Source organism: Colwellia sp. KS18-150 (genome assembly GCF_057551365.1).
The window spans coordinates 112,186-136,188 of the sequence record NZ_BAAJMC010000007.1; the positions used below are offsets into that span (position 1 = coordinate 112,186).

Genomic DNA, 24,003 nt, shown 5'->3' on the forward strand with positions numbered 1-24,003 from the left:
AATATAGCACTAGCCTTATCTTGTTTTTAGTTATCGTCTTGAGTAGTTTCCTGACGCATGCGCAAGTACCAACAACATTACCGCAACAATCTATTACTGATAGCCATAATAAAAAAGTCTTAACGATTGCGATTAATGAAACATCTTACCCTTATCACTTTGTTGATGACGAAGGGGGAGCAACAGGCTTAATGCCTGAATTATGGCGGCTGTGGGCACAAAAGCAAAATGTAGATATTAAGTTTGTCACCTTACCCTGGCTTGAAACACTAAAGCAAGTTGGAGAGGGGCGTGTTGATATTCATGCGGGATTATCCATGGTAGAGAGTAGAAAAACCTATTTGTCTTTTTCTGAGCCGCTATTTCCTCTTTATACTCATGTATACGTTCATACGGATTTATCTCATGTTACTAATATGGAAGATTTATCTCCCTATGGCATTGGTGTCGTTGAAGGCTCAGCCCACATTGATATGTTGAGTGCTAACTTTCCAGAGCTAACGCAAAAATTATATCTCGGTAGACATGACTTATATGAGGCAGCAATAAAGCAAGAGATCTTAGTTTTTACGGGATTAGAAAAGCTATCAAGTAATTACCAACAACTCAAAAATATGTACCCTCCCCATAAACGCTTACGCTATAAGCAGGGAAACTATGGTGTGGCTGTCGCTAAGGAAAATGTTGCATTACTCAATTATGTTGAAGCTGGAATGGCTAAAATTAGTGATAGTGAAAGAGCCATTATTGAAAGAAAGTGGCTAGGCATAGATAAAGTAAAAGATAGCTTAACCGTTGGATTGCCTCCTGACTATTCCCCTTATGCGGCTTTATCGCCAACTGGGCAACCTCAAGGGCTGTTTATTGATATGTGGCGGTTATGGGCTAAAGAAACCAATACTAGAATTACTTTTGTTACCAGAGAAGTTGGGCAATTATTAACGTTAATCAATCATAATGAGGTAGATGTACTACTTGGCTATCCAAACGATTGGCTAGAGAATGAGCAGTTTTCACAGGCTAAAGATATTTATCAGTCAAAAGCTAAGCTATTTATCAACAAAAATATCAATAATGTAAATTCTATCAACTATTTTAATCGTAGTAATAAGCGTGGCTATGTAGGGATTTGGGATAAAACGCCCCTGAAGCAAGAGCTGTTTACCTTATATCCTGATTTGAATTTGAAAGAATACTCAACTTTTAATGAGCTTTTAAAAGCTGCTGAGCTAGGTGAAATATCTGCTTTTATAGCTCATGTGGATTTTATGTCGTTGAAGTTATTAAAGTCTAATTTGCAATCGTATTTTTATACTCTTGATTCGCCAATATTTTTTTCTAGCATTTCTCCTTTGGTAAAAAAAGGAAATAGTCGGTTAATACAATTAATTAATGATGGTTTTCAACAGCTAAAACTTGAGCAACTCGTCTCTATTGAGGACAGGTGGTTAGCCGGCGATAATACTTATTACCGAAATTTATTTGAAAAAGTAACACTGACACCTCAAGAGCAGGAATTCATTGCCCAAAATAGAGTGATTGATGTTGGTATAATGAGAACGTTAGCTCCTATTGAGTTTATTAACGAAAAAGGAGAGTTTGCAGGGATTGATAGAGATATTATTGATTTGATTGCAGAGCGAACAGGGTTAAATTTTAATTTTGTTCCTTATGATACTTGGCACCAACTCTACCAAGCTATGCTTGATGGTGAAATTGATATCGTCACTAGCATCACGCCAACACAAGAAAGAAGCAAGCAGCTCTTGTTCACCGTTGAGTATCGGGAAACACCATGGACAGTATTGCATCCTTATCATCTTGGTAGACAGTCAGAGCTGAGCAATTTTTACGGTAAACAATTAGCGATAGTGAAAGATTATTATTTAATCGAAGATATTAGAAAAAGTCATCCGTTAATCACCTTGAATATAGTTAAAAGTAGGGAAGAAGGACTGCGTTTGGTGCAGCAAGGGAAAGTCGATGGTTTAATCGTAAACATCTCATCCGCTACTCAATTATTAAAACATGAAAGTCTAGTGAATTTAATGATCTCAGTGATGGAAGGATTACCAGCAGAAAAGAATCACTTTGCTGTTGATAAAAATGACGTTGAATTACAAAGTATTTTAAACGAGGGATTGCTAAGTATTACGCAGGAAGAAAGAGAAAAAATTCATGATAAGTGGTTTAACGTTGATATTAATACCGGTCTAGATAAGGCGATAGTATTACGTGTGGCAATCCAAGCGACCATACTCATTATTGTGGTTCTGAGCATCATCATAGTTTGGAATAGACGATTGAAAAAAGAGATAAATCGACGAGAGCAGCTTGAAAAAAGCATGAAGCACATGGCTACGCACGATGATTTAACCGGATTAGCAAATAGAGTTTTATTAAAAGATAGGTTGAATACCGCCATTGAATTTCATCAACGGCAATCGCTAATTTTGGCTGTACTTTTTCTTGATTTGGATGGCTTTAAAGAAGTTAATGATACGTACGGTCATGATGTTGGTGACGAGTTGTTGCTAATAGTTGCTAAGCGTTTGCAGTCATGCGTGCGAAAATCTGACACAGTGGTTAGGTTTGGTGGTGATGAATTTGTTTTATTACTTACGGGTTTACATACAGCTAATGAAGCCGCATATGTCGCAGAAAAAGTGATAGAGTTAATGCAAGTACCTGTTGAACTTTCCACTCAAACGATACAAGTTGGTTGTAGTATTGGTGTCTCATTATTTCCTGAAGATGGTCATAATGAAACTGATTTATTAAAAAAAGCAGATAGCTTAATGTACCAAGTGAAGTCTAAAGGTAAAAATCATTATTTATTTAATGAAAATTATTAAAGTTCAAATAGAATAATCAAACATGGCTTTAAGCGCCTCAATTGGCCTCTTTTTCAAGCGCAACAGAATGATAAACTGAAAGATCAACATACCCTAGGTGACTTTAATAAACTTTGCTTTATAATATGCGGCATTTATAGGCTTGCTAAAAATACCTGCAAGCAGTAGTTCATCTTATTATCAAGGCAAAATCTATGCGTAGTCTTTATTGTGGTGAGGTTAATGAATCTCATATTGGTCAAGAGGTCACTCTTTGTGGTTGGGTAAACCGTCGTCGTGACTTAGGTGCGGTGATCTTTTTAGATCTTCGTGACCGTGAAGGTTTAGTACAAGTTGTTTATGATCCAGATTTACCTGAAGTACTTGCCGTTGCCAATACCTTACGTAATGAGTTTTGTGTACAGCTTAAAGGTAAAGTGCGTGCACGTCCTGAAGGACAAACGAATAAAGACATGAAAACAGGTGCTATCGAAGTATTAGGCTTAGAGCTTACTATTTTGAATAAATCTGCACCATTACCGCTTGATTCAAACCAAAACAACTCAGAAGAACAACGCTTAAAGTATCGCTACCTTGATTTACGTCGTGTTGAAATGACCGAACGTATGCGTTTTCGCGCTAAAGTTACTTCTAAAGTACGTAGTTCACTTGAATCACAAGGCTTTTTAGACATTGAGACGCCTATTCTTACTGCTGCTACTCCAGAAGGTGCACGCGATTATTTAGTGCCAAGTCGAACTCATAAAGGTAAATTCTTCGCACTGCCGCAATCGCCACAATTATTTAAGCAATTACTAATGATGTCTGGCATGGAGCGTTATTACCAAATTGTTAAATGTTTCCGTGATGAAGATTTACGTGCCGATAGACAACCAGAGTTTACGCAAATAGATATTGAAACTTCATTCATGTCTAGCGATCAGGTGATGGAAGTGACAGAAACCATGATCCGTGAATTATTTAAAGAAATGCTCGACGTAGATTTAGGCGACTTCCCACGTATGCCTTACTCTGAAGCAATGGCTCGTTTTGGCTCAGATAAACCTGATTTACGTAACCCGTTAGAAATCGTAGATGTTGCTGATATTTTAAAAGATGTTGAATTTAAAGTTTTTTCAGTTCCAGCTAATGATGAAAAAGGTCGAGTATCTGTTATCTGTGTACCTCAAGGTGCAAGTCAATTTTCACGTAAGAAAATTGATGACCTAACCAAGTTTGTTGGCATTTACGGTGCTAAAGGTATGCCTTGGTTAAAAGTAAATGATCTGGAAAAAGGCTTAGAAGGTTTACAATCACCTATTTTAAAATTCTTAAATGAAGAAGCTGTTAATGCGTTACTTGAAAGAACTAAGGCGCAAACAGGTGACATTATTTTCTTCGGCTCAGATACTTATAATGTTGTAACTGAAGCGTTAGGTGCATTACGTTTAAAAATTGGTGAAGATCTTAATTTACTTCAAGGTGAGTGGAAACCACTTTGGGTTGTAGATTTCCCTATGTTTGAAGAAATTGATGGTGGCATGCACGCGCTTCATCATCCGTTTACTGCACCAACTAACTTAACACCTGAAGAGCTTGAAGCTAACCCTCTAGGGGCTTTGTCTGATGCTTATGATATGGTACTTAATGGTTGTGAATTAGGTGGTGGCTCAGTACGTATTCATGATCAGGCAATGCAATCAGCTGCCTTTAGAATTTTAGGTATTGATGAAGAAGAAGCGCAAGAGAAGTTTGGTTTCTTACTTGAAGCACTACAATATGGCGCTCCACCACACGCTGGACTTGCGTTTGGTTTAGATAGACTTGTGATGTTAATGACAGGTGCTAGCTCTATTCGTGAAGTAATGGCTTTTCCAAAAACCACTACAGCGGCATGTCCATTAACTAATGCACCGGGTAATGCAAATCCAGCGCAATTAGCTGAATTGGGTGTGGCAACAATCTCTCAAGAGAAAGAATCATCGTAAGCTATTAAGCTTGTAATGGTATACGTGAAGTTTCAGCGACTTTATACTGCTGAAACTTCATTTGATCACAAAGGACGTTAATGACGATAATATTAGGTATAGACCCTGGTTCACGTTTCACTGGTTATGGTGTCATCAAGCAACAAGGTCGAACTTTTAGTTACCTAGGTAGTGGTTGCATTAAAGCCCTCAGTCAAGGTGAAGATCTTGGCTCTCGTCTACAAACTATCTTTGCTGGTGTGTCGGAAATTATTTTGCAATTCAACCCCGACATGTTTGCCATAGAGCAAGTCTTTATGGCAAAAAATCCTGACTCAGCTCTGAAGTTAGGTCAAGCTCGTGGTGCTGCGATTGTCGCTGCCACCAATAATGGCTTATCCATTAGTGAATATTCCGCACGACAAATCAAGCAAGCCGTAGTTGGTACTGGTGGCGCAGATAAAACTCAAGTGCAGCATATGGTTAAAACTATTCTAAAACTACCGGGTACTCCCCAAGCTGATGCTGCTGATGCACTTGCTGTAGCGCTCTGTCATGCGAATAGTCATGAAAGTTTAGAAAAGCTTGCTGGCCAAGCGAAAAAAGTTGTTAGACGACGATTACGTTAGCCTTTAGCCTTCTAAGCTTTATCGTTTAAAAACATATAAAACATTTCTGATTACTTTTTAAAAACACAAAGAATTTCATTTTTCGAAATATTTACACTTTATTTGCACAATTGGTTTATAGACTCGTGTTAATTACATTAACTCGCTGTTGGAAAAAACTATGCATTCAAATAAACACTTTAATATTTTCTTAGTACTAATTTCACTTGGTTTAGTTGCTTGTGGCTCAGAAAGTAATAGTTTAAGTAATGATGATGAAGCTACTGAAACGACAACGTCGACTTCCACTTCAACAGATGAAACGCTAACGACAGGTTTATTGCATAACGCCTATGCACAATTTGACAGTGATAACGTAGCAGTAGTCCTTAGTGGTGATAACGTTATTATAGAAACCAACGGCCTACCAAATCATACTTCACCCTATTGGTCATCAAACCATGAGTTATTTGTTGAGCCAACAGTCACCAACTTCAATGAAATGGCGCCGGGTAATATTGATGAGTTTGTGGGAACTTATACATTAACTGTCGCTAACGAACCAACTAAAGCAACTAGCTCCTCAGCAACCGGTTTGGGCGCGATAGGTATTGCAGTAAGTGGCTCTGTAATTTATAACGACGAAGAAGGTCCAGGAGTTCCCTTAGATGATGCGGCAGGTAGTTTAGACTTTAATGGTGCTCATACAGGCCCGCAAAGTTATCATTATCACTTAGAGCCGGTATCATTTTCTGATGACGATAGTAATCTTATTGGTGTGATTGCCGATGGTTTTTTTCTCTATGGTCGTAAGTGTAATTCAACAGGAGATTACCCTAGCGATTTAGATGAGTCTGGCGGTCATACGAGCATTACACAGTACGCTGATGAAGCTGAATACCATTATCACATCCAAAATGAGTTATACATAGGCAGTTATTACATTCTTTTCCCTGGTGATTACCAAGGCTCAGCCAGTGCAATTAACTAAAACCTTAGTTAATTGTTTGGCGATATTCTTATTAACTGTTACTACGTTTGATGTCGTTGCAAAGCAAAAATTCACTACTCAAATTCGAACTGGCAGTGCTGATGTAGCTCTGGTTAATCAAAAGGATATTGTGCTTTCTACTACCAGTGGTTTGAGGCTGTATAAAGGAGAGCCTTATACCGGTAATGTAGTGAGTTATTACCCTTCAGGGCAGTTGGCTAAATTATCGAGTTACCAATCAGGTTTACGTCATGGACTATTAAAACAGTGGTTTAAGCATGGTGAACTAGGTTTTAGCGCTGAATATCAAGCCGGAATATTACATGGAATATCGCAAAGTTGGTGGGGTAATGGCAATAAGCGCTCGATCACTCTTTTTGAGCACGGGAAAATCAATGGTGATAGCTTCCAGTGGTATTCGTCTGGCGAGATATTTAAAAAAATGCATTATGAAAAGGGTAAAGAAGTTGGCTTACAGCAAGCTTGGCGCCGCAACGGAAAACTGTTTAGTAATTATGAATATGTTAATGGCAGAATTTTTGGTTTAAAACGAGCCAATATGTGCGTGGAGTTAGAAGATGAAAATGTATTTGTACAAAATGAGGAAAGCCGAATTGAATAGTGTAAAGGTTTTATTGCTAGTATTAACTTTTTTAGTCACTTTGAAATCCTATGGAAGTGCTAAAGAAAGCTTAACTTTGCCCTATTATAATTCAGGCGAGTTTACCCCTCATTGGTTAACTCCACAGAGTGTTAAGCTTGATGATTTTCATAAGGTGAGTAACTTTTCTTTTCTCAATCAAGATGGAGAGTATGTCAGTCAGAATACTTTAGAAAATAAGTTGTATGTCGCTAGTTTCTTCTTTACCTCTTGCCCAGGTATTTGTCCTAAGATGCGCTCACAACTGTTTAAAGTTCAACAAGCTTTTGTCAACGATGAGCAAGTGAACATCATTTCTCATTCTATTCAGCCAAGTAATGATACCGTTTCAGTGTTAAAAAAATATGCCGATGAGCATGGTGTTATCTCTGGTAAATGGCATTTAGTCACAGGCGAACGTGATGATATTTATGATATTGCTCGTAATGCATACTTTGCCAATGAAGATTTAGGTGAGTTTGTTAGCAACCAAGACTTTTTACATACAGAAAACTTGGTGCTAGTAGACCAAAATCGACATATTCGTGGTATTTACAATGGTTTAAATAAAACTTCAGTTAATCATTTAATCAGTGATATTAAAACCTTACAACAAGAGATAAAACGGTAGAAAAGTGACACTTTTGCCAAGTAAATTGAAAAATTCAATCTTTTCTAGCTATGATGCTAGTTAGCAAAAAAGTAGTTTACTGTATAAATATCTAGTGGTATGATTTTGCCAATTAATAATCATTATTTGGTATTCCCTTTGATCGGTCGATTATCTGGCACGTTAGCCGAAAAGTTCCCACCTGAAATCCTTATCGAGTGTGCAGGCGTTGGTTATGAAGTCACTATGCCAATGACAAGTATTTATGCGCTTCCTGATCTTAACGAGCAGGCGGTGATCTACACACACTTTGTTGTAAGAGAAGATGCGCAATTATTATATGGTTTTGCCAATACCACGGAGCGAAAGTTATTTCGCTTATTAATTAAAGTGAATGGCGTTGGACCTAAGCTAGCTTTAGCGGTTCTCTCTGCAATGTCAGCTGATCAATTTGTTAGTTGTGTTGCCCATGATGATGTTTCAGGCATAGTTAAAATCCCAGGGGTAGGTAAAAAAACTGCTGAGCGATTGTTGATAGAGATGCGTGACCGATTAAAAGACTGGAAAATTACTTCTGCTACACCTGCAACCGATGCAATGCCAGTGCAGCTAAGTACAGAGCAAACCTTTGTTAATGCTTTTAACGATCATAAAGGTGACGCTATAAATGCACTAATCTCTCTGGGTTATAAACAAATGCAGGCAGATAAAGCGGTGAAACTGGTTTATAGTGACGGCATGACCAGTGAAGATATAATACGCTTGGCGCTAAAATCCATGTTGTAATTTTCTAAGGATTTATCAAACAGTAATGAAATACAGCTTAAACTAGCGTTAATTTAAAAATTCGGGAATATAAATGATAGAAGCAGATCGCTTAATTGAACCAGCAGCCACGATTGAAGATGAAGGGGTTGACCGTGCTATTCGACCTAAAATGTTGGTGGATTATACTGGTCAGTCGCATGTTAATGCGCAAATGGAAATCTTTATTCCGGCAGCGAAAAAGCGTGGCGAGCCTCTGGATCATTTACTTATTTTTGGCCCTCCGGGTTTAGGTAAAACCACTTTGGCGAATATTGTTGCCAACGAAATGGGCGTTAATATCCGTACCACGTCAGGTCCTGTATTAGAGAAAGCCGGTGACTTAGCTGCCTTGTTAACGAATTTAGAAGAAAATGATATTTTATTTATTGATGAAATTCATCGCTTAAGTCCTGTCGTTGAAGAAGTTCTTTACCCTGCGATGGAGGATTATCAGTTAGATATTATGATAGGAGAGGGGCCTGCGGCACGCTCTATAAAACTAGACCTTCCTCCTTTTACGCTTATCGGTGCGACGACTCGTGCTGGCGCTTTAACATCACCCTTGCGAGATAGATTTGGCATAGTTCAGCGTCTAGAGTTTTATAATGTACAGGACTTAACGTCTATCGTTAAACGCTCTGCACATTTTTTAAATTTAAATATCGATGAGCAAGGTGCTTATGAAGTGGCTAAACGTTCCAGAGGAACGCCTCGTATTGCTAACCGATTATTACGCCGAGTTAGAGATTACGCTGACGTTAAAACGCACGGTATGGTAAATCAAGAAACGGCCGCCGCAGCACTTGATATGTTAGAAGTCGATAACGAAGGCTTTGATATCATGGACAGAAAATTACTTCATGCCATCATCGATAAATTTATGGGGGGACCTGTTGGCCTTGATAATGTCGCTGCTGCTATTGGTGAAGAGCGAGAAACGATTGAAGATGTATTAGAGCCTTTTTTAATCCAACAAGGCTTTTTACAACGAACTCCTCGTGGCCGTATTGCGACAGATAGAGCTTATGAACATTTCTCTATTACAAGGCCTACAGAGTAAGGCTATCTAATTTGAGATCCGCTTAACATATGTTTTTCTAACAGCTATTTTTACTGACTTTTTCTTGAATTAAGTAAAACTCTCAAGCTAGAAATATATTAGGATTAATCTTTTATTCTATTTCAACTAGTTAAATATCTCTTCAACCGAGTTCAGCTTACCTATCTTTGCGTTGCTGCCAAGCTTTAGCAACGCTATAACGCCAAAGTGCTTGAATACCTAAATAACCAATAATACCAAAAGTAATCGCCAATACTCCGCAGCCTAATAAAAATGCCGGTCCTATAGTGGATAAACTTTCTACTACCCATTGCCAGCTAGCTTCAAAGACAAATTCTTGTGCGGGTGTGCCAACGATCCAAGTACCGACAATATAACAGGCATAGAATATCGCAGGCATGGTTAACGGGTTAGTGATCCAGACTAGGGCGATTGATAACGGTAAATTAGCATGGATCATTATTGCTATACCCGCCGCTAAAATCATTTGAAATGGTACTGGAATAAAAGCAAAGAATAACCCAACAGCAAACGCTTTCGCGACAGAGTGACGATTCATATGCCACAGGTGAGGATTGTGTAACAAACTGCCAAAAATTTTCAAATGCTTATTATCTTTAATACTTTGATGATCAGGCATCAAACGCTTAATTAATTTTTTTGGCATATACTAATACTTCTTTTAGTTTTCTTTTCTATCCAATAATACAGGAAGTATTACATTCACTATGGATTGGTGGTTAGCGAGTTTCTTTCTAGGTGCTATATTGTCACTATTTTCGCCCATAGTGCCAGATCTTTTTACGCTATTTTTACTTCTCTTAGCCTCTATCAGTTTTTTGTGGTTAAAACCTACACGTTTAAGCTCAGGATTATTGTTTGGAATGCTTTGGTTATTATTTAATGCCTATTCTTTTGAGCAGCTTTGGCAAAAAAATAATTTGGATGCTATTTCATTAGCCAGTAAAGTTCAATGGGTGCAGGGAAAAGTATTGAGCTTACAAACTTGGGATGACCAAGTCGCATCTAAAGTGAGCCAAGGTAACCCTAAAGAAAAGCGCTTGCGATTTAGTTTTCGTGTAAGTCATATCAATAATCAAACGTTAGTAACTCCCATTTTACTACGTTTAAGTTGGAAAAATCCTGATTTTACTGTGTTGCAGGGGCAAAATGTTAGCTTGAAAGTTAAATTTAAGCCTGCCCACGGTTTAGCTAACTTGGGAGGCTTTAGTTATCAAACATGGCTAAATAGCAATAAAATTAGTGCCACAGGTTATGTGATAAATAATAAAGCTAATCGGATATCAAACCCTAAAGCTACAGTAAGACAAGCGCTATTTTCTCAATACCAACAGTTATTGCCGCAAGAGTCGATTGCTCCGCTATTACTCGCTTTAGGTTTTGGCTCACGAAGTGAATTAAGCCAAGAGCTGTGGCAGGTATTACAAGCTACAGGAACAGGTCATTTAATTGCTATTTCAGGCTTACATATAGGTTTAGTCGCCACCGGTAGTTATTTTTTTATCATGTTAATTATTCGAGCTTTACCACTAAGATTATTTTGTAAAAGCAATTGCTTTCAAGTCATCAATGTTCGTTATGTTGCTATTGCTCTTAGTATGTTAATTGCATTGAGTTATGGTTATTTAGCGGGTTTCTCACTGCCAACGGTGCGAGCTTTGTTGATGTTGAGCATTTATTGGTGTACCCGATTGTTGTCAATAAAGTTATCCGTTAGTCGCTGGTTTCTTATAACATTATTTTTGTTAGTGCTCACTACACCTTTTAGTTTATTCACCGCAAGTTTCTGGCTATCAGTGTATGCCGTATCGATAATTTTTCTTTCTTTATGGCGATTTAGAGACTTTATTGGTAAAGGTGAGCCACTGTGGTGTTTTGTTAAAGGATTAGTTGTTATTCAGCTAAGCTTAACCTTGATGTTACTTCCTATCAGCGCCATTTTCTTTCATCAAATCTCACTTATCGCCTTGCTGGCTAATATCATTGCGGTACCATGGATGAGTTTTATTAGTATTCCTCTTTGTTTATTGTCTGTACTTGTCATGCCAATGTCAGAGGTGTTATCCCAATACTTTATCTTCTTTTCTTTACAGTCACTACAGCTTATATGGCACTATTTAAGCTATTTTGCGGCTCAACCTTTTGCAATAATGACGTTAAGCAGTGTTGATATTAAATGGCTGATTGCAGCGAGTATTATTAGTGTTTATTACTTGTTTTTTCAGTATAAAGTGACAATTAATAACAAACAAAAGATATTGATTTCTGGCAGTTTGGTATTACTACTGGGCAGTGCTTCTTTCTCATCTATAACGACGCAAGAGCAAGTTTCTTCTACGGATGAAGCTGTGCACAGCAACAATGATTGGCAGTTAGCAATTTTCGATGTCGGTCAAGGACTTTCTGTTTTAATAGAAAAGCAAGGTAAGGCCATTTTATATGACACAGGGGCATCATACCCAAGCGGGTTTAATATGATTGATGCAGTGGTGAGTCCATATTTACAGCATGTTGGAATAAAGGTGTTAGACAAGGTCATCATTAGTCACAGTGATAATGATCATGCTGGCGGATTAGCACAGTTACAAGAGCTGATAGCTATCAAAGAAGTCATTGATAACAGCAATCAAAATATAAATACTGGTCATTGTTTACAAGGTAAGGTGATGAATTGGCAAGGGTTAAAAGTCGAGATGCTTTGGCCTGAACAAGTAGTTGGCAAAGAAAATGATGACTCCTGTGTACTACTGATCTCTGATGGTCGTTATAAAGTTCTCTTTACTGGAGATATCTCCTCGAAAGTTGAGGCCAAGTTGTTAGCAAAATATCCGCAATTGACAATCGATGTATTAGTCGTACCTCACCACGGCTCAAAAACTTCCTCGAGTAAAGTATTTATTGAGCAACTATCTCCACAAATAGCCTTGGTAAGTGCTGGTTATTTAAATCGCTGGAAAATGCCAGTAGAAGAAGTTGTAGAGCGTTACCATTTTAATGGGGTAAAGCTAGTTAATACAGCCAAACTCGGACAAATAAATATCAATTTTTCAACGCAAGGTGTAAACATAAACAGCTATCGTGATGATTTATGGCCATTTTGGTTTGCTAAATCAATGCACTAATTCGAAATAGTTGGTTGTTGAAAAGGAATCACGTTAAAATCAATCTAATTTAAAAATATACTAAAGCATTGAGACCACTTCCCTCATGGCAAAACCGTTAACAGCCACGACTTGGCAAAATTTCAAACGTCTACTTAGCTATGCAAAGCCTTATAAATTGGGGTTTGTGGCTGCCATTATTGGTATGTTAGGTTACGCTGCAATTGATGTTTATTTTTTATCTAAATTACAACCATTGATAGATGAAGGTTTAGAAGGGGCAAATCCTGATTTTATGAAATGGGCCCCTATATTTGTGGTGGTAGCATTCGTTTTTAGAGGAATGTTTCATTTTGTCGCTAATTATTGTTTAGCGTGGGTCGGGAACCATGTTGTTACCGATTTAAAACAGCATTTGTTCGAACATATTATGACTATGCCGGTTGCGTTTCATGATCAAGAGTCCACCGGTAGCTTAATTTCAAAACTTACTTTTGATACCGAACAAGTATTAAATTCAGTAAGTAAATCCATTTTAGTGATTGTTCAGCAAAGTGCCTTTGTGCTTGGTTTGATTGGTTTGATGTTTTATATCAGTTGGCAATTATCAGTAATATTTCTACTTATAACGCCGTTGATTGCCATTATTGTTAGTATAGTTTCAAAGCGCTTTCGTAAAGTCAGTAAGAATATTCAAGGGGCGATGGGCGAGGTGACTACCGCGGCAGAGCAAACTTTTAATGGTCATAAAGTAGTGCTTACTTTCGGTGGACAAAAACAAGAATTTAAACGTTTTGAACAAATCAATAAAAACAATCGTCAGCAACGGATGAAGTTAGTCGCGACCAAGGCTGGCAGTGTACCGGTAATACAAATCATAGCCTCTTTTGCCTTAGCCTTTGTCTTCTATGCTGTAAACTCCGAAAGTTTACGAGACAGTATTTCTGCGGGCAGTTTTGTCAGTGTTATTACTTATATGACCATGTTGTTAAGACCATTAAAAATGCTAACTAATGTTAACAGCGAGTTTCAAAAAGGTATGGCAGCTTGTGTGAGTATATTTTCAGTGTTAGATCAAGAAAAAGAAAAAGATACAGGTACAGAGCATATTAGTAAAGCTAGAGGCGAGATAGCCTTTAAAAATGTTAACTTCTCCTACGACTATCAAGTCAATAGTAAAGAAAATAACTGGGCACTTGAGGGTATTTCATTTGATTTAAGCCCAGGTGAAACCCTCGCCTTTGTTGGGCGCTCTGGTAGTGGCAAATCAACGGCTAGCTCACTTTTATTGCGCTTTTATGATGCCAGTGAAGGTGAGGTGTTAATTGATGGTATTAATATAGAGCATTATCATTTAAAAGACTTACGTCACCAGTTTGCCTACGTTTCTCAACAAGTGGTGCTTTTTAACGATACCTTAGCTAACAATATTGCTTATGGTAACCCAGAGGCAAGTAAAGATGACATTATTGCGGCAGCGAAAAGTGCTCATGTGATGGAATTTGCACAACAAATGGCACAAGGATTAGAAACCAATATCGGTGAAAATGGTGCTTTACTTTCGGGTGGTCAACGACAGCGAGTTGCGATTGCTCGTGCACTGTTATGTGATGCACCATTTCTAATTCTAGATGAAGCCACAAGCGCTTTAGATACTGAGTCTGAGCGTCATATTCAAGATGCTTTACAAACGCTACAGAAAAACCGTACTTCTATTGTTATTGCTCATCGCTTATCAACTATTGAAAGCGCAGATAAAATTATCGTGATGGAGCAGGGCAAAATTGTTGAACAAGGTACTCATCAATCGTTACTTGATGAAAATGGTGCTTATGCCCAGTTACATAGTTTTCAATTTGAGCAATAACGTTATGAGTTTTATCTCATCAGATATTAAAGTAGAGCAATTGTGCGATTAATTGAAAAAGTATGGTTTAGCGGCCATCACGCTAAATATTGGCTTGTCCCTTTATTGATGCCATTTACCGTATTGTTCTACTTAGTTAGTTTACTCAGAAGGACAGCTTTTCGTTGCGGACTAAAAAAGTCTTATCACATAGCTAAGCCCGTCATAGTTGTCGGCAACATTGGTGTAGGTGGGAATGGTAAAACGCCAGTCGTTGTACATTTAGTTGAGTTATGTAAAAAGCTTGGGCTAAAGCCTGGTGTTATATCTAGAGGATATGGCGGTAACGCAAGCGCTTATCCTTATTTACTTGATGATAGTAGCACTTCTGAACAGGCTGGCGATGAGCCAATACTTATTTATCAGCGTTGTCAGATCCCCGTAGTTGTTGGACCCGATCGTGTTGCCAATGCGAACAGTTTAGTTTTGCAAGACTGTGATATTATTATTAGTGATGATGGCTTACAGCATTATCGATTGCAACGAGATATAGAGATCATTGTTATTGATGGCAAACGTTTATTTGGTAATGGCTTATTATTACCTTCAGGACCGCTTAGAGAAGGGCAATGGCGTTTATCACAAGCTGACATACTCATTTATAATGGTAGCCAACCTCAGTCGCGGGATAAGTTAACCAGTCAGCCTTCACTTTTGATGAAGCTTTTGGCAACAGAGGTTATCAATGTTAAAACCGCAGAGACAAAACCATTAAACAGTTTTTTACTGCAGTGGCAAAGTGTTAATGCCGTAGCTGGTATTGGCGATCCTAAGCGTTTTTTTGATACCTTATCAATACTTGGTTTTACGTTATCCAAGCAACAAGGGTTTATTGATCACAAAGCGTTTACGCTTGATGATTTTTATCAGTTTAAAAATGACTTACCGCTATTAATGACAGAGAAAGATGCGGTAAAATGTCAATCCTTTGCACAAGATAACTGGTGGTACTTACCCGTAAATGCTCATTTTTCAGAGCAAGATGAACAAGCATTAATGGCATGTTTACAAAAGGTTTTACCCAACACAACAACATAATATAACTATAGAGAACTAATCATGGCTTTTGATACCAAATTGATGGAAATACTGGCATGTCCAGTATGTAAAGGAAAACTAGACTATGACAAAGCAGCGCAAGAGCTTATTTGTAAATTTGATAAGCTTGCTTATACCATAGATCAAGATATCCCTGTGTTGTTAGAAAATGAAGCTAGAAGTATCGCTGAAGACAGCTCAGAACAGACTAATGCGAATATTGAGCAGGATCAGTAATCAATGACTATAGCCACTAAACCTACTGAAAATAACAACGCCTTTATTGTTGTGATCCCTGCTCGCTATCAATCCTCAAGACTACCGGGTAAAGTGTTAGCTGATATCGGTGGCAAGCCGATGATCCAGTGGGTAGTTGAAAAAGCATTATTAAGTGGTGCGAGTAAAGTGATTGTGGCTACAGATAACGATGAAGTTGAGCAAGTAGTCAAAGGCTTTGGTGGCGAGGTTTGTAAAACACGCGCGGATCATCAATCTGGCACCGAGCGTTTAGCCGAAGTCATGGAGCAATATCAATTTAATGACGATGAGATTATTGTTAACGTTCAAGGAGATGAGCCATTTATTCCCCCTGAAAATATTGCTCAGGTTGCTGATAATTTAGCGGCGCAAGACAATAGTAGCCAAGGTAAGCTTGCTCGAATGTCGACTTTAGCGATAAATATTGATTCGGTTACAGAGGCATTTAATGCCAATGCAGTAAAAGTGCTCACCGATAAAGATGGTTATGCTCTTTACTTTAGTCGAGCAACAATTCCTTATGATAGAGAAAGGTACTTAGGTAATAATAATATTAATGCTATTGGTGATTTTTATTTACGTCATGTTGGAATTTATGCCTACCGAGCAGGTTTTATTAAAGATTATGTCAACTGGCCTACTAGCCAATTAGAGCAAATTGAAGCGCTTGAGCAACTAAGAGTACTTTATCAAGGAGAGCATATTCATGTTGAGGTTGCTAAAAGTAATGTTCCTGTTGAGGGCGTTGATACACCTGAAGATCTTGCCAAAGCAAGAGAGTACGCAGCAACACTTAATTAATTATCTCTTCGCGCTAACTCATCACGAGTATTTTGTATAAGGTTAGCGCTAAATTGCACCAAAGAATGAACACTACTGGGTAATTGTTCAATATCTATAGCATCAATTAAGTTTTTTACCTCTAATCCTAGCTCTGTATCTCCTTCAACTTTTAAACGCCTTTGAAAAAATAAGGTGTCAGGATCTTGTTTTCTTCCGGCAATAAGTATCAAATCATCGCCTGTTGCATTAAAGCTGACATCTTCATTATGACTGTTTTCTTGCATTTCCTTCTTTGAAGCCATCACTAATTTATTGTTATTAAAACTTAACCACCAGGTTAATTCTAAATCTGTGATGGCAATTTTTAACCATTTATCTTGAAGAAACTCAAAATCCCCGTCTTCAAGTGCTTCTTGAAAAACAGATGACAATGCAGAGAGTAATAATGACTTTTGAGCTTTGTAGGGTAAGAACTTTAAGCTAGGCCTTAATAACATAGGCATTGTTGATACTAAGCGACTTCGCACCTGTAGCGGAAATTTTTCAATTGCTGTAGCTGGCAGAAGAGTATGTTGGTTAGATAAGAAATTAAACAATGTTCTTCTCAGTGGTTATTAAAGTTAAGTTAGTCTAGCACTGACGTGAGAGCGGTCACTGTACCAGATCAAACTTTCTTAATGTATATCAATAAATGTTTGCGCATATCCACCTAGACTATCTGGAAAATTCTTACTTTTCTATTTCTAGATGCTTGGGAGCACTAAGTGGAGTTATTGTGTCCAGCGGGTAATTTACCTGCTTTAAAAACAGCGATAAATAATGGTGCCGATGCTGTGTATATTGGCCTTAAAGATGATACTAATGCGAGGCATTTTGCGGGGCTTAACTTTAATGACGGTAAATTAGCAAAAGCTGCTGATTATGTGCATGACCGAGGGAAAAAACTTCATGTTGCTATAAACACTTTTGCACATGCTAATGGCGAAGAGCGTTGGAAAAAGGCGGTTGATGATGCCGTATCCATTGGAACTGATGCATTAATTATTGCTGATTTAGGTGTGCTAGATTATGCCGCCTCGACATATCCTGATGTAGAGCGACATGTGTCTGTGCAAGCCTCCACTACCAACCTAGAGGCGATTAAATTTTTTCATAATAATTTTGATGTGCAACGTGTTGTCTTACCACGTGTTCTTTCGGTTCAACAAGTACGTCAGCTCGCTAAATCTAGCCCAGTCCCATTAGAAGTTTTTGCTTTTGGAAGCTTATGCATTATGGCTGAAGGGCGCTGTTATTTATCGTCTTACATGACAGGCGAATCACCCAATACTGTTGGCGCTTGCTCTCCTGCTAAATATGTTCGCTGGCAAGAAACGTCACAAGGCTTAGAATCTCGCTTAAATAACGTGTTAATTGATAGGTATCAAGCGCATGAAAATGCCGGTTATCCTACTCTTTGTAAAGGACGTTTTGATGTTGATGGTGATGTTTACCATGCTTTAGAAGAGCCCACCAGCTTAAATACGTTAGAGCTTATTCCTGAGTTAATGGCGATGGGAATAGTGTCAGTAAAAATAGAAGGCAGACAGCGCAGCCCCGCTTATGTGGAGCAGGTGACAAAAACATGGAGAATGGCTTTAGACCGATATAAACAAAATCCACAGGGCTATGCGGTAGAAGGCAGTTGGATGCAAACATTGACTAATTTATCAGAAGGTAGCCAGACAACGCTAGGTGCCTATCATAGAAAATGGCAATAAATTCCTCCCATTGCACACTCTTTATCAAATAAGGCATCGCTAACATTAAATTTAGGAAAACTTATGAAATTCTCACTTGGACCTAATCTATTCTTTTGGCCAAAAAATGATGTAGAAAAATTTTATCAACAAGCAAAAAACTCTAGTGCAGATATTATCTATTTGGGGGAAACTGTTTGTTCAAAAAGGCGTGAATTAAGAGCCAAAGATTGGTTGATGCTAGGGCGAGAATTAGCACAAAATACAGATAAACAAATTGTAATATCAACCATGACATTGCTTGAATCGCCAGCAGAGCTTATGACGATGAAAAAGCTTTGCGACAATGGAGACTTACTCATAGAAGCTAATGATTTAAGTGCTGTACAAATAATGAGTGATTTAAACTTGCAGTTTGTCGTGGGGCCTGCGATCAACTGTTACAACCTTTCTACTTTAAAATTACTTATCAAGCAGGGTATGATGCGCTGGTTAATGCCAGTCGAACTTTCAGGAGATTGGTTAAAAACAATATTAACTCAAGCACAAAATGAAGGAATACGGGATAGGTTTGAATGTGAAGTGTTTTCGTGGGGCTACTTACCGCTTGCATACTCCGCTCGATGTTTCACTGCTCGCTCAGAAGATCGAGCCAAAGATGATTGTCAATATTGTTGCATTAACTATCCTCAAGGACGAATAATGAATTCTCGTGAAGGTGAGCAAGTTTTTGTGCTTAATGGGATTCAAACTATGTCTGCTTACCAGTATAATCTCATTAACGAAGTGAATCAGCTAAATGACATGGGTGTTGATGTAATTCGCATTAGTAGCGATAGTGAACAAGCCTTTAGTCAATTAGATAAATTTAAACAGCAATTAGTAACGCCGCAAAAGTACACATTGGATGATGTGAAAGAATGCAATGGTTTCTGGCATAAAATTGCTGGTATGTCGGTGGCATGAAACAGTAAGTAGTTACCTTTACCCTAGCGTAGCTGTGCTGCCATTATAAAAGAGAATAATATGTATACCCTAGATTTAAACCAACTGAGTGCGAACGAATTCTTAACGAAGTATTGGCAAAAAAAGCCAGTTGTAATTCGTCAAGGTTTTAAGGACTTTCAAGATCCTATTTCTATCGATGAATTTGCCGGTATTGCGATGGAAGAGTCTGTACAATCTCGATTGATATCCAAAAAGGATGGTCAATGGCAAGCTGAGTTTGGTCCATTTGAAAGTTATGATCACCTAGGCTCTCGAGATTGGTCATTGGTGATCCAAGCACTTGATAATTTTTCAGAAGAAGCGGCGGAGTTGATTGAGCCTTTTCGTTTTTTACCTCATTGGCGCTTAGATGACTTAATGGCAAGTTTTGCTACTGAAGGTGGTAGTGTTGGTCCACATGTAGATAACTATGATGTGTTTATTTGCCAAGGCTCAGGAAAGCGTCATTGGCGAGTAGGGGATAATAGTCAACAAGCTGAAGTGATTGCTCATGAAGCGCTATTACATGTAGAGCCTTTTGAAGCCATTATTGATGTCGATCTCGAGCCAGGCGATATCTTATATATCCCACCAGGTTTTCCTCATGAAGGAGTAGCATTAGAAGCATCGATGAGTTTCTCTATTGGCTTTCGAGCTAATTCAGCCATCAATTTATTAAGTGGCTTTGCAGATCATCTTATTGATCATGATTTAGGTACTCAGTTGCTTGAAGACCCAACTAGGCAGAGCACTACCCATAGCGGAGAGGTGACGAGCTCTGATTTGTCCAATATTAAACAGCAACTGCAAAATCTTTTAGATGATGACGCGGTATTTAATCACTTTGTCGGTAACTTTTTAACGAATGCTAAACATGAGCTAGATTTAATGCCTAGTGAAGAGCCTTTTACTCATGACGAAGTTCGTGAGTTATTATCTATCCATGGCATTAAACGCTTAGGTGGTTTACGAGCTTTTTATTTTGAAGATACCATTGAGCAAGGCATATGCTATATCAATGGCGAGCAAGTTAATTTTGCCAGTGAAATTGCACCTGTTATCAAGACACTTTGTGACAATGTCGTTGTTATGCCTGAAGCATTATCTCAGTGGCGTGAAAATGAGAGTTTTGTTGCTCTGATGACTGATTTATTGGATCAAGGTTATTGGTTTTGGGTTGAAGCACAATAGCATTAGTAGGAATTACCATGCGTCTCGATAAATTTATTTGCAAAAGTACTGAACTCACCCGAAATGAAGCTAAAAAGCTACTTAAAGGTGGTGAAGTTCGTGTCAATGGTGAGGTTGCTAAAGATCCTGCTATGCAAGTACATGAAAATAATAGTATTACTGTAGATGGTAATGAGTTGACGGCAAGAACTTCTCGTTACTATATGTTGCATAAGGTTGTTGATTCAATTTGTTCAAATGTGGATGAAGTATACCCTTCGGTGTTACATTTTTTAGAAGTTGATAAAGCGTTTGATTTACATATTGCAGGTCGCCTTGATGCTGATACTACAGGATTAGTATTAATAACTGATGATGGTCGTTGGTCACATAATGTTATTTCCCCTAAAAAGGACTGTAAAAAAACTTACCGAGTATGGTTAAGGGACGTGATAGATAATAGTAAAGCTGATGAGTTAATTGAACACTTTAAACAAGGTATTCAATTACAAGGAGAATCATCATTAACACGTCCTGCTATATTGGAATTAGTTACCGATACTGATGTTGAGAATGAAGTCTTATTAACGATTACAGAAGGCAAGTATCACCAAGTTAAGCGTATGTTTGCTGCCGTGGGAAATAGAGTTGTAGGTTTACATAGAGAACAAATTGGTGAGATCAAACTGGCAGATCTACCGCCAGGTGATTGGCGACCATTAACGTCACAAGAAGTGGCCTTGTTTAGCTAACTAGTCGACTAAGGCTAACTATTCAAATAAAAATGGCAAGAAGCACTTTGAGCGCATCTTGCCATTGATTTAGTTAATGACTATAGTCTTTCAAGTAAAGCTTCAGTGAAATCAGTGGTACCGTGTGTACCACCAAGATCGGCTGTTGTACGATCGCCACTGGCAATAACGTCAATTAAAGCATTTCTAATTTTCTCAGCTTTGTCAGCCATTTCTAAATATTCAAGCATTTGTAATGAAGCTAAAATAACAGAAGTAGGGTTAGCTAAGTTTTTACCGGCAATATCAGGTGCACTACCGTGAACAGCTTCAAAAATTGCACAGTCTTCACCAATGTTTGCACCAGGAGCCATGCCTAAGCCGCCGACTAGGCCAGCACAAAGATCAGATAAAATATCACCAAATAAGTTGGTCGTTACAATAACGTCAAACTGCTCAGGCTTCATCACTAATTGCATACAGCAATTATCAACAATCATTTCTGTTGATTCAATCTCAGGGTAACGCTCAGCTACTTCACGAGCAACTTTTAAGAATAAACCTGAGGTTGATTTTAAGATGTTTGCTTTATGTACCGCAGTCACTTTTTTACGACCTTCTTTGCGAGCAGTTTCATAAGCAAAAGTTAATATCTTTTCAGCACCTTCACGAGTAATGATACTCATAGCTTCAGCTTGTGTACCGTCTTCTGAAGTTACTTGGCCTGCACCAGAGTACATACCTTGAGTATTTTCACGTACGGTTAAAATATCGATATTCTCATAACGAGCTTTAGTGCCTTTAAAAGAAAGAACCGGGCGTAAGTTTGCATATAATTTAAATTGCTTTCTTAACGTGACATTAATAGAGGTAAAACCTTCACCAACTGGGGTTGTTAATGGGCCTTTTAAGGTTATTTTGTTTTTTTCTATTAAGTCCATGGTTTCTTGAGGAACTAATTCACCATGGTTTTCTAGCGCTGTTAAACCAGCATCGGCAAACTCATAATTAAAATTACATCCTGCTTTGTCTAATACCTTTATGGCAGCATCGATAATGCTTGGGCCTATGCCGTCGCCTGGGATCACAGTGATAGTTTGTTGAGTCATTTTTATACCTTGTAATATATGTAGGGTAACCTGCCAAAATTGGCTTGTTTGAATGAGTAAAGCCAGCGTAAGTGTGAGTAAAATATCCAGCCAAAAGCGCAAACGCTAACATAGTCGATACTAAGTGGTCTGCTTAGTCGATTTATGGAGCGCTTTATACCATGTACAAACTATGTTTGCGAGTTTGAAAGTTTTACAGATAACTTTTATTTACTGTAGTTTATCACTTAATAGTAGGTGGAAATGTGAGTTGCATCAAGGTGACTTTAGTCTATAGTGGTGATGCTTTATTTCCTGTTTGATGACTATCGATGATGCCCCAGTTTTTTGGGTAATTATCGCCTAGTCCAATTTCTTTAAGAACACCGTTTACAAATAATAAGAAAGTACATTCGTCTTGTGTCGTAATACCATCGGATTTTACGTGTTGAGTTCGGTAAAACATAACTTGAAAATTATCGTTTGCCACTTTTTTGGCTTCAGTGATATCTGGGCTGCCAAGCTGATTAATGGCTTGTTCAAAGGTAAATTGTTCAAGTTGTAATTTTGCAATAAATTGACGGTTGTATGCCTCTCTATCTTCCCATGCCATTTTATCAGGACTATCATCATAGAAAACAAATACTAAAACGACAAAAACTCCATAAGCTGCAAGCGCAAGAAGGATACGAGAAATAACTTTTTTGTTCATTGAATGTCTCTAAAAATTAAGTGCTAATTATACCACTAAGAATAATAACGAGTTACGAGTAAAGTTTAAAGTATTAGTTACTGTTGTTCATAGGTTTCACAAGGTGATGAGGCTGTAATTGATTCTTCAGTACAACTCTCTTTTAAGCGTATATCCTTTAAATTGAAACCTAACGGAATATCTTGCTTAAAAGTCAGTAATTTCCTAGATAATGATATTTGCTCTTCACTTTCTTCTAGTTTTACCTTAATCGCTGGTTTTATTTCATCACTATTTACTATCGCATTTAAGGAGCCGTATTGATTTAATAAACTGGCTGCAGTGATTTGTCCTATGCCAGCAACACCAGGGATTTTATTGGTGTTGTCGCCTGTCAGAGTCCATAAATCAATAAGTTGTGACGGTTTTACATCAAATTTATTTTTTATATGTTCTTCATCCAGATAACGACGGTTGAAATAGTCATAAACACGAATATTGGCACTTAATAGCGAAAGAAAGCCTTTGTCCGTCGAGATAATGGTAACGTTTTTATTGTGCAGCGCCATTTTGGTTGCCAAAGTGGCGATGAGATCGTCTGCTTCATCTTCTTCAGAAACTAATGAGTCTACACCATGCTGCATAAAAGCATCTTGAATTGTACTTAATTCATTGGCTAAATGTGCAGGCATTTTCTTGCGGCCTTTTTTGTAGTCAGGGTATAACTTATATCGCCAACAAGGTAATTGGCTATCAAATACCGCGAGAATATGGCTAGGTTGCTGGAGCGATAATATATTTTCCAATGCTTTTACGCAGGCATTTTGTGTATTGAATAATACCTGCTGTTTAGTTTTATCAGCCAGCTCATCCTCTGCTTGAATTTTATTTTGCACAAATGGACGTTCTTGAACGGCGTATATTCGGCGAATTAAATTTAAAGCATCTATTAACACTAAATGAGCTGACACTA

At 38.0% G+C, this 24,003-nt stretch carries 22 protein-coding genes; 17 read left to right on the top strand and 5 right to left on the bottom strand.

The genetic code is table 11. The annotated features are described in order from the left end of the window. Positions 1-38: 38 nt before the first annotated feature. The 8 genes from AC27IF_RS11215 to ruvB all read left to right on the top strand — a co-directional run bounded on the left by AC27IF_RS11215 (position 39) and on the right by ruvB (position 9,517). On the top strand, positions 39-2,855 hold the full coding sequence (locus AC27IF_RS11215) for a transporter substrate-binding domain-containing protein (protein WP_487054413.1): 2,817 nt from the start codon (positions 39-41) through the stop codon (positions 2,853-2,855). Positions 2,856-3,049: 194 nt separating this feature from the next. Then, entirely contained in the window at positions 3,050-4,822 is a 1,773-nt protein-coding gene (aspS, locus tag AC27IF_RS11220; protein ID WP_487054414.1) for an aspartate--tRNA ligase, read from the top strand. 80 nt (positions 4,823-4,902) lie between these two features. Further along, positions 4,903-5,430: a crossover junction endodeoxyribonuclease RuvC gene (ruvC, locus tag AC27IF_RS11225; RefSeq protein ID WP_487054415.1), complete on the top strand. Its 528-nt coding sequence runs from the start codon at positions 4,903-4,905 to the stop codon at positions 5,428-5,430. A gap of 160 nt (positions 5,431-5,590) precedes the next feature. Continuing rightward, positions 5,591-6,400, top strand: a complete 810-nt coding sequence (locus AC27IF_RS11230) for a YHYH protein (protein ID WP_487054416.1) — start codon at positions 5,591-5,593, stop codon at positions 6,398-6,400. Beyond that, entirely contained in the window at positions 6,387-7,022 is a 636-nt protein-coding gene (locus AC27IF_RS11235) for a toxin-antitoxin system YwqK family antitoxin (protein WP_487054417.1), read from the top strand. The genes AC27IF_RS11230 and AC27IF_RS11235 overlap by 14 nt, the downstream gene beginning before the upstream one ends. Then, positions 7,015-7,671, top strand: coding sequence for an SCO family protein (locus tag AC27IF_RS11240; RefSeq protein ID WP_487054418.1), 657 nt, complete (start codon positions 7,015-7,017; stop codon positions 7,669-7,671). The genes AC27IF_RS11235 and AC27IF_RS11240 overlap by 8 nt, the downstream gene beginning before the upstream one ends. Positions 7,672-7,809: 138 nt before the next feature. Next, positions 7,810-8,436 (top strand): Holliday junction branch migration protein RuvA, encoded by a 627-nt coding sequence (ruvA, locus tag AC27IF_RS11245; RefSeq protein WP_487054478.1) that lies wholly within the window; start codon positions 7,810-7,812, stop codon positions 8,434-8,436. Positions 8,437-8,509: 73 nt separating this feature from the next. Beyond that, a complete protein-coding gene (gene ruvB / locus AC27IF_RS11250; RefSeq protein WP_487054419.1) occupies positions 8,510-9,517 on the top strand; it encodes a Holliday junction branch migration DNA helicase RuvB in 1,008 nt (335 codons plus the stop codon). A 157-nt stretch (positions 9,518-9,674) separates the two neighbouring features. Here ruvB and AC27IF_RS11255 read toward each other — a convergent pair whose 3' ends face one another. After that, a complete protein-coding gene (locus AC27IF_RS11255) occupies positions 9,675-10,184 on the bottom strand; it encodes a DUF2062 domain-containing protein (protein ID WP_487054420.1) in 510 nt (169 codons plus the stop codon). Positions 10,185-10,245: 61 nt separating this feature from the next. Between AC27IF_RS11255 and AC27IF_RS11260 the strand changes: the two genes are divergently transcribed. The 5 genes from AC27IF_RS11260 to kdsB all read left to right on the top strand — a co-directional run bounded on the left by AC27IF_RS11260 (position 10,246) and on the right by kdsB (position 16,642). Continuing rightward, on the top strand, positions 10,246-12,660 hold the full coding sequence (locus AC27IF_RS11260; protein WP_487054421.1) for a DNA internalization-related competence protein ComEC/Rec2: 2,415 nt from the start codon (positions 10,246-10,248) through the stop codon (positions 12,658-12,660). Positions 12,661-12,745: 85 nt separating this feature from the next. Next, positions 12,746-14,506 (top strand): lipid A export permease/ATP-binding protein MsbA, encoded by a 1,761-nt coding sequence (gene msbA / locus AC27IF_RS11265; RefSeq protein ID WP_487054422.1) that lies wholly within the window; start codon positions 12,746-12,748, stop codon positions 14,504-14,506. A gap of 42 nt (positions 14,507-14,548) precedes the next feature. Next, positions 14,549-15,583 carry a tetraacyldisaccharide 4'-kinase gene (lpxK, locus tag AC27IF_RS11270; RefSeq protein ID WP_487054423.1) on the top strand — a complete coding sequence of 345 codons (1,035 nt, stop codon included), beginning with the start codon at positions 14,549-14,551 and terminating at the stop codon, positions 15,581-15,583. 21 nt (positions 15,584-15,604) lie between these two features. Continuing rightward, on the top strand, positions 15,605-15,820 hold the full coding sequence (locus AC27IF_RS11275; RefSeq protein ID WP_487054424.1) for a Trm112 family protein: 216 nt from the start codon (positions 15,605-15,607) through the stop codon (positions 15,818-15,820). Positions 15,821-15,823: 3 nt separating this feature from the next. Next, positions 15,824-16,642, top strand: a complete 819-nt coding sequence (gene kdsB, locus AC27IF_RS11280) for a 3-deoxy-manno-octulosonate cytidylyltransferase (RefSeq protein ID WP_487054425.1) — start codon at positions 15,824-15,826, stop codon at positions 16,640-16,642. On the opposite strand, the gene ubiT is transcribed toward kdsB, so the two are convergent. Then, positions 16,639-17,220 carry a ubiquinone anaerobic biosynthesis accessory factor UbiT gene (gene ubiT / locus AC27IF_RS11285; RefSeq protein WP_487054426.1) on the bottom strand — a complete coding sequence of 194 codons (582 nt, stop codon included), beginning with the start codon at positions 17,218-17,220 and terminating at the stop codon, positions 16,639-16,641. The two genes, kdsB and ubiT, sit on opposite strands and share 4 nt — an antisense overlap. 168 nt (positions 17,221-17,388) lie before the next feature. On the opposite strand from ubiT, the gene ubiU reads away from it, so the two are divergent. The 4 genes from ubiU (at position 17,389) to AC27IF_RS11305 (ending at position 21,272) form a co-directional block, all read left to right on the top strand. Further along, entirely contained in the window at positions 17,389-18,384 is a 996-nt protein-coding gene (ubiU, locus tag AC27IF_RS11290) for a ubiquinone anaerobic biosynthesis protein UbiU (protein WP_487054427.1), read from the top strand. 63 nt (positions 18,385-18,447) lie between these two features. Next, positions 18,448-19,329: a U32 family peptidase gene (locus AC27IF_RS11295; RefSeq protein ID WP_487054428.1), complete on the top strand. Its 882-nt coding sequence runs from the start codon at positions 18,448-18,450 to the stop codon at positions 19,327-19,329. 60 nt (positions 19,330-19,389) lie between these two features. Beyond that, on the top strand, positions 19,390-20,541 hold the full coding sequence (locus tag AC27IF_RS11300) for a ribosomal protein uL16 3-hydroxylase (protein WP_487054429.1): 1,152 nt from the start codon (positions 19,390-19,392) through the stop codon (positions 20,539-20,541). Between the two features lie 17 nt (positions 20,542-20,558). Continuing rightward, a complete protein-coding gene (locus AC27IF_RS11305) occupies positions 20,559-21,272 on the top strand; it encodes a pseudouridine synthase (RefSeq protein ID WP_487054430.1) in 714 nt (237 codons plus the stop codon). An 80-nt stretch (positions 21,273-21,352) separates the two neighbouring features. On the opposite strand, the gene AC27IF_RS11310 is transcribed toward AC27IF_RS11305, so the two are convergent. The 3 genes from AC27IF_RS11310 to xni all read right to left on the bottom strand — a co-directional run bounded on the left by AC27IF_RS11310 (position 21,353) and on the right by xni (position 24,001). Further along, positions 21,353-22,360, bottom strand: coding sequence for an isocitrate dehydrogenase (locus tag AC27IF_RS11310; RefSeq protein ID WP_487054431.1), 1,008 nt, complete (start codon positions 22,358-22,360; stop codon positions 21,353-21,355). Between the two features lie 271 nt (positions 22,361-22,631). Next, positions 22,632-23,051: a DUF3192 domain-containing protein gene (locus AC27IF_RS11315; RefSeq protein WP_487054432.1), complete on the bottom strand. Its 420-nt coding sequence runs from the start codon at positions 23,049-23,051 to the stop codon at positions 22,632-22,634. 77 nt (positions 23,052-23,128) lie between these two features. Then, a complete protein-coding gene (gene xni / locus AC27IF_RS11320) occupies positions 23,129-24,001 on the bottom strand; it encodes a flap endonuclease Xni (RefSeq protein WP_487054433.1) in 873 nt (290 codons plus the stop codon). Positions 24,002-24,003: the final 2 nt, after the last annotated feature.

Bases quoted from the DNA above. Each gene is read 5' to 3' on its own strand.
- aspS (WP_487054414.1), top strand. From the start codon at position 3,050: ATGCGTAGTCTTTATTGTGGTGAGGTTAATGAATCTCATATTGGTCAA.
- ruvC (WP_487054415.1), top strand. From the start codon at position 4,903: ATGACGATAATATTAGGTATAGACCCTGGTTCACGTTTCACTGGTTAT.
- AC27IF_RS11230 (WP_487054416.1), top strand. From the start codon at position 5,591: ATGCATTCAAATAAACACTTTAATATTTTCTTAGTACTAATTTCACTT.
- ruvB (WP_487054419.1), top strand. From the start codon at position 8,510: ATGATAGAAGCAGATCGCTTAATTGAACCAGCAGCCACGATTGAAGAT.
- AC27IF_RS11255 (WP_487054420.1), bottom strand. From the start codon at position 10,184: ATGCCAAAAAAATTAATTAAGCGTTTGATGCCTGATCATCAAAGTATT.
- AC27IF_RS11260 (WP_487054421.1), top strand. From the start codon at position 10,246: ATGGATTGGTGGTTAGCGAGTTTCTTTCTAGGTGCTATATTGTCACTA.
- msbA (WP_487054422.1), top strand. From the start codon at position 12,746: ATGGCAAAACCGTTAACAGCCACGACTTGGCAAAATTTCAAACGTCTA.
- AC27IF_RS11275 (WP_487054424.1), top strand. From the start codon at position 15,605: ATGGCTTTTGATACCAAATTGATGGAAATACTGGCATGTCCAGTATGT.
- kdsB (WP_487054425.1), top strand. From the start codon at position 15,824: ATGACTATAGCCACTAAACCTACTGAAAATAACAACGCCTTTATTGTT.
- AC27IF_RS11295 (WP_487054428.1), top strand. From the start codon at position 18,448: ATGAAATTCTCACTTGGACCTAATCTATTCTTTTGGCCAAAAAATGAT.
- AC27IF_RS11300 (WP_487054429.1), top strand. From the start codon at position 19,390: ATGTATACCCTAGATTTAAACCAACTGAGTGCGAACGAATTCTTAACG.
- AC27IF_RS11305 (WP_487054430.1), top strand. From the start codon at position 20,559: ATGCGTCTCGATAAATTTATTTGCAAAAGTACTGAACTCACCCGAAAT.
- AC27IF_RS11310 (WP_487054431.1), bottom strand. From the start codon at position 22,360: ATGACTCAACAAACTATCACTGTGATCCCAGGCGACGGCATAGGCCCA.
- AC27IF_RS11315 (WP_487054432.1), bottom strand. From the start codon at position 23,051: ATGAACAAAAAAGTTATTTCTCGTATCCTTCTTGCGCTTGCAGCTTAT.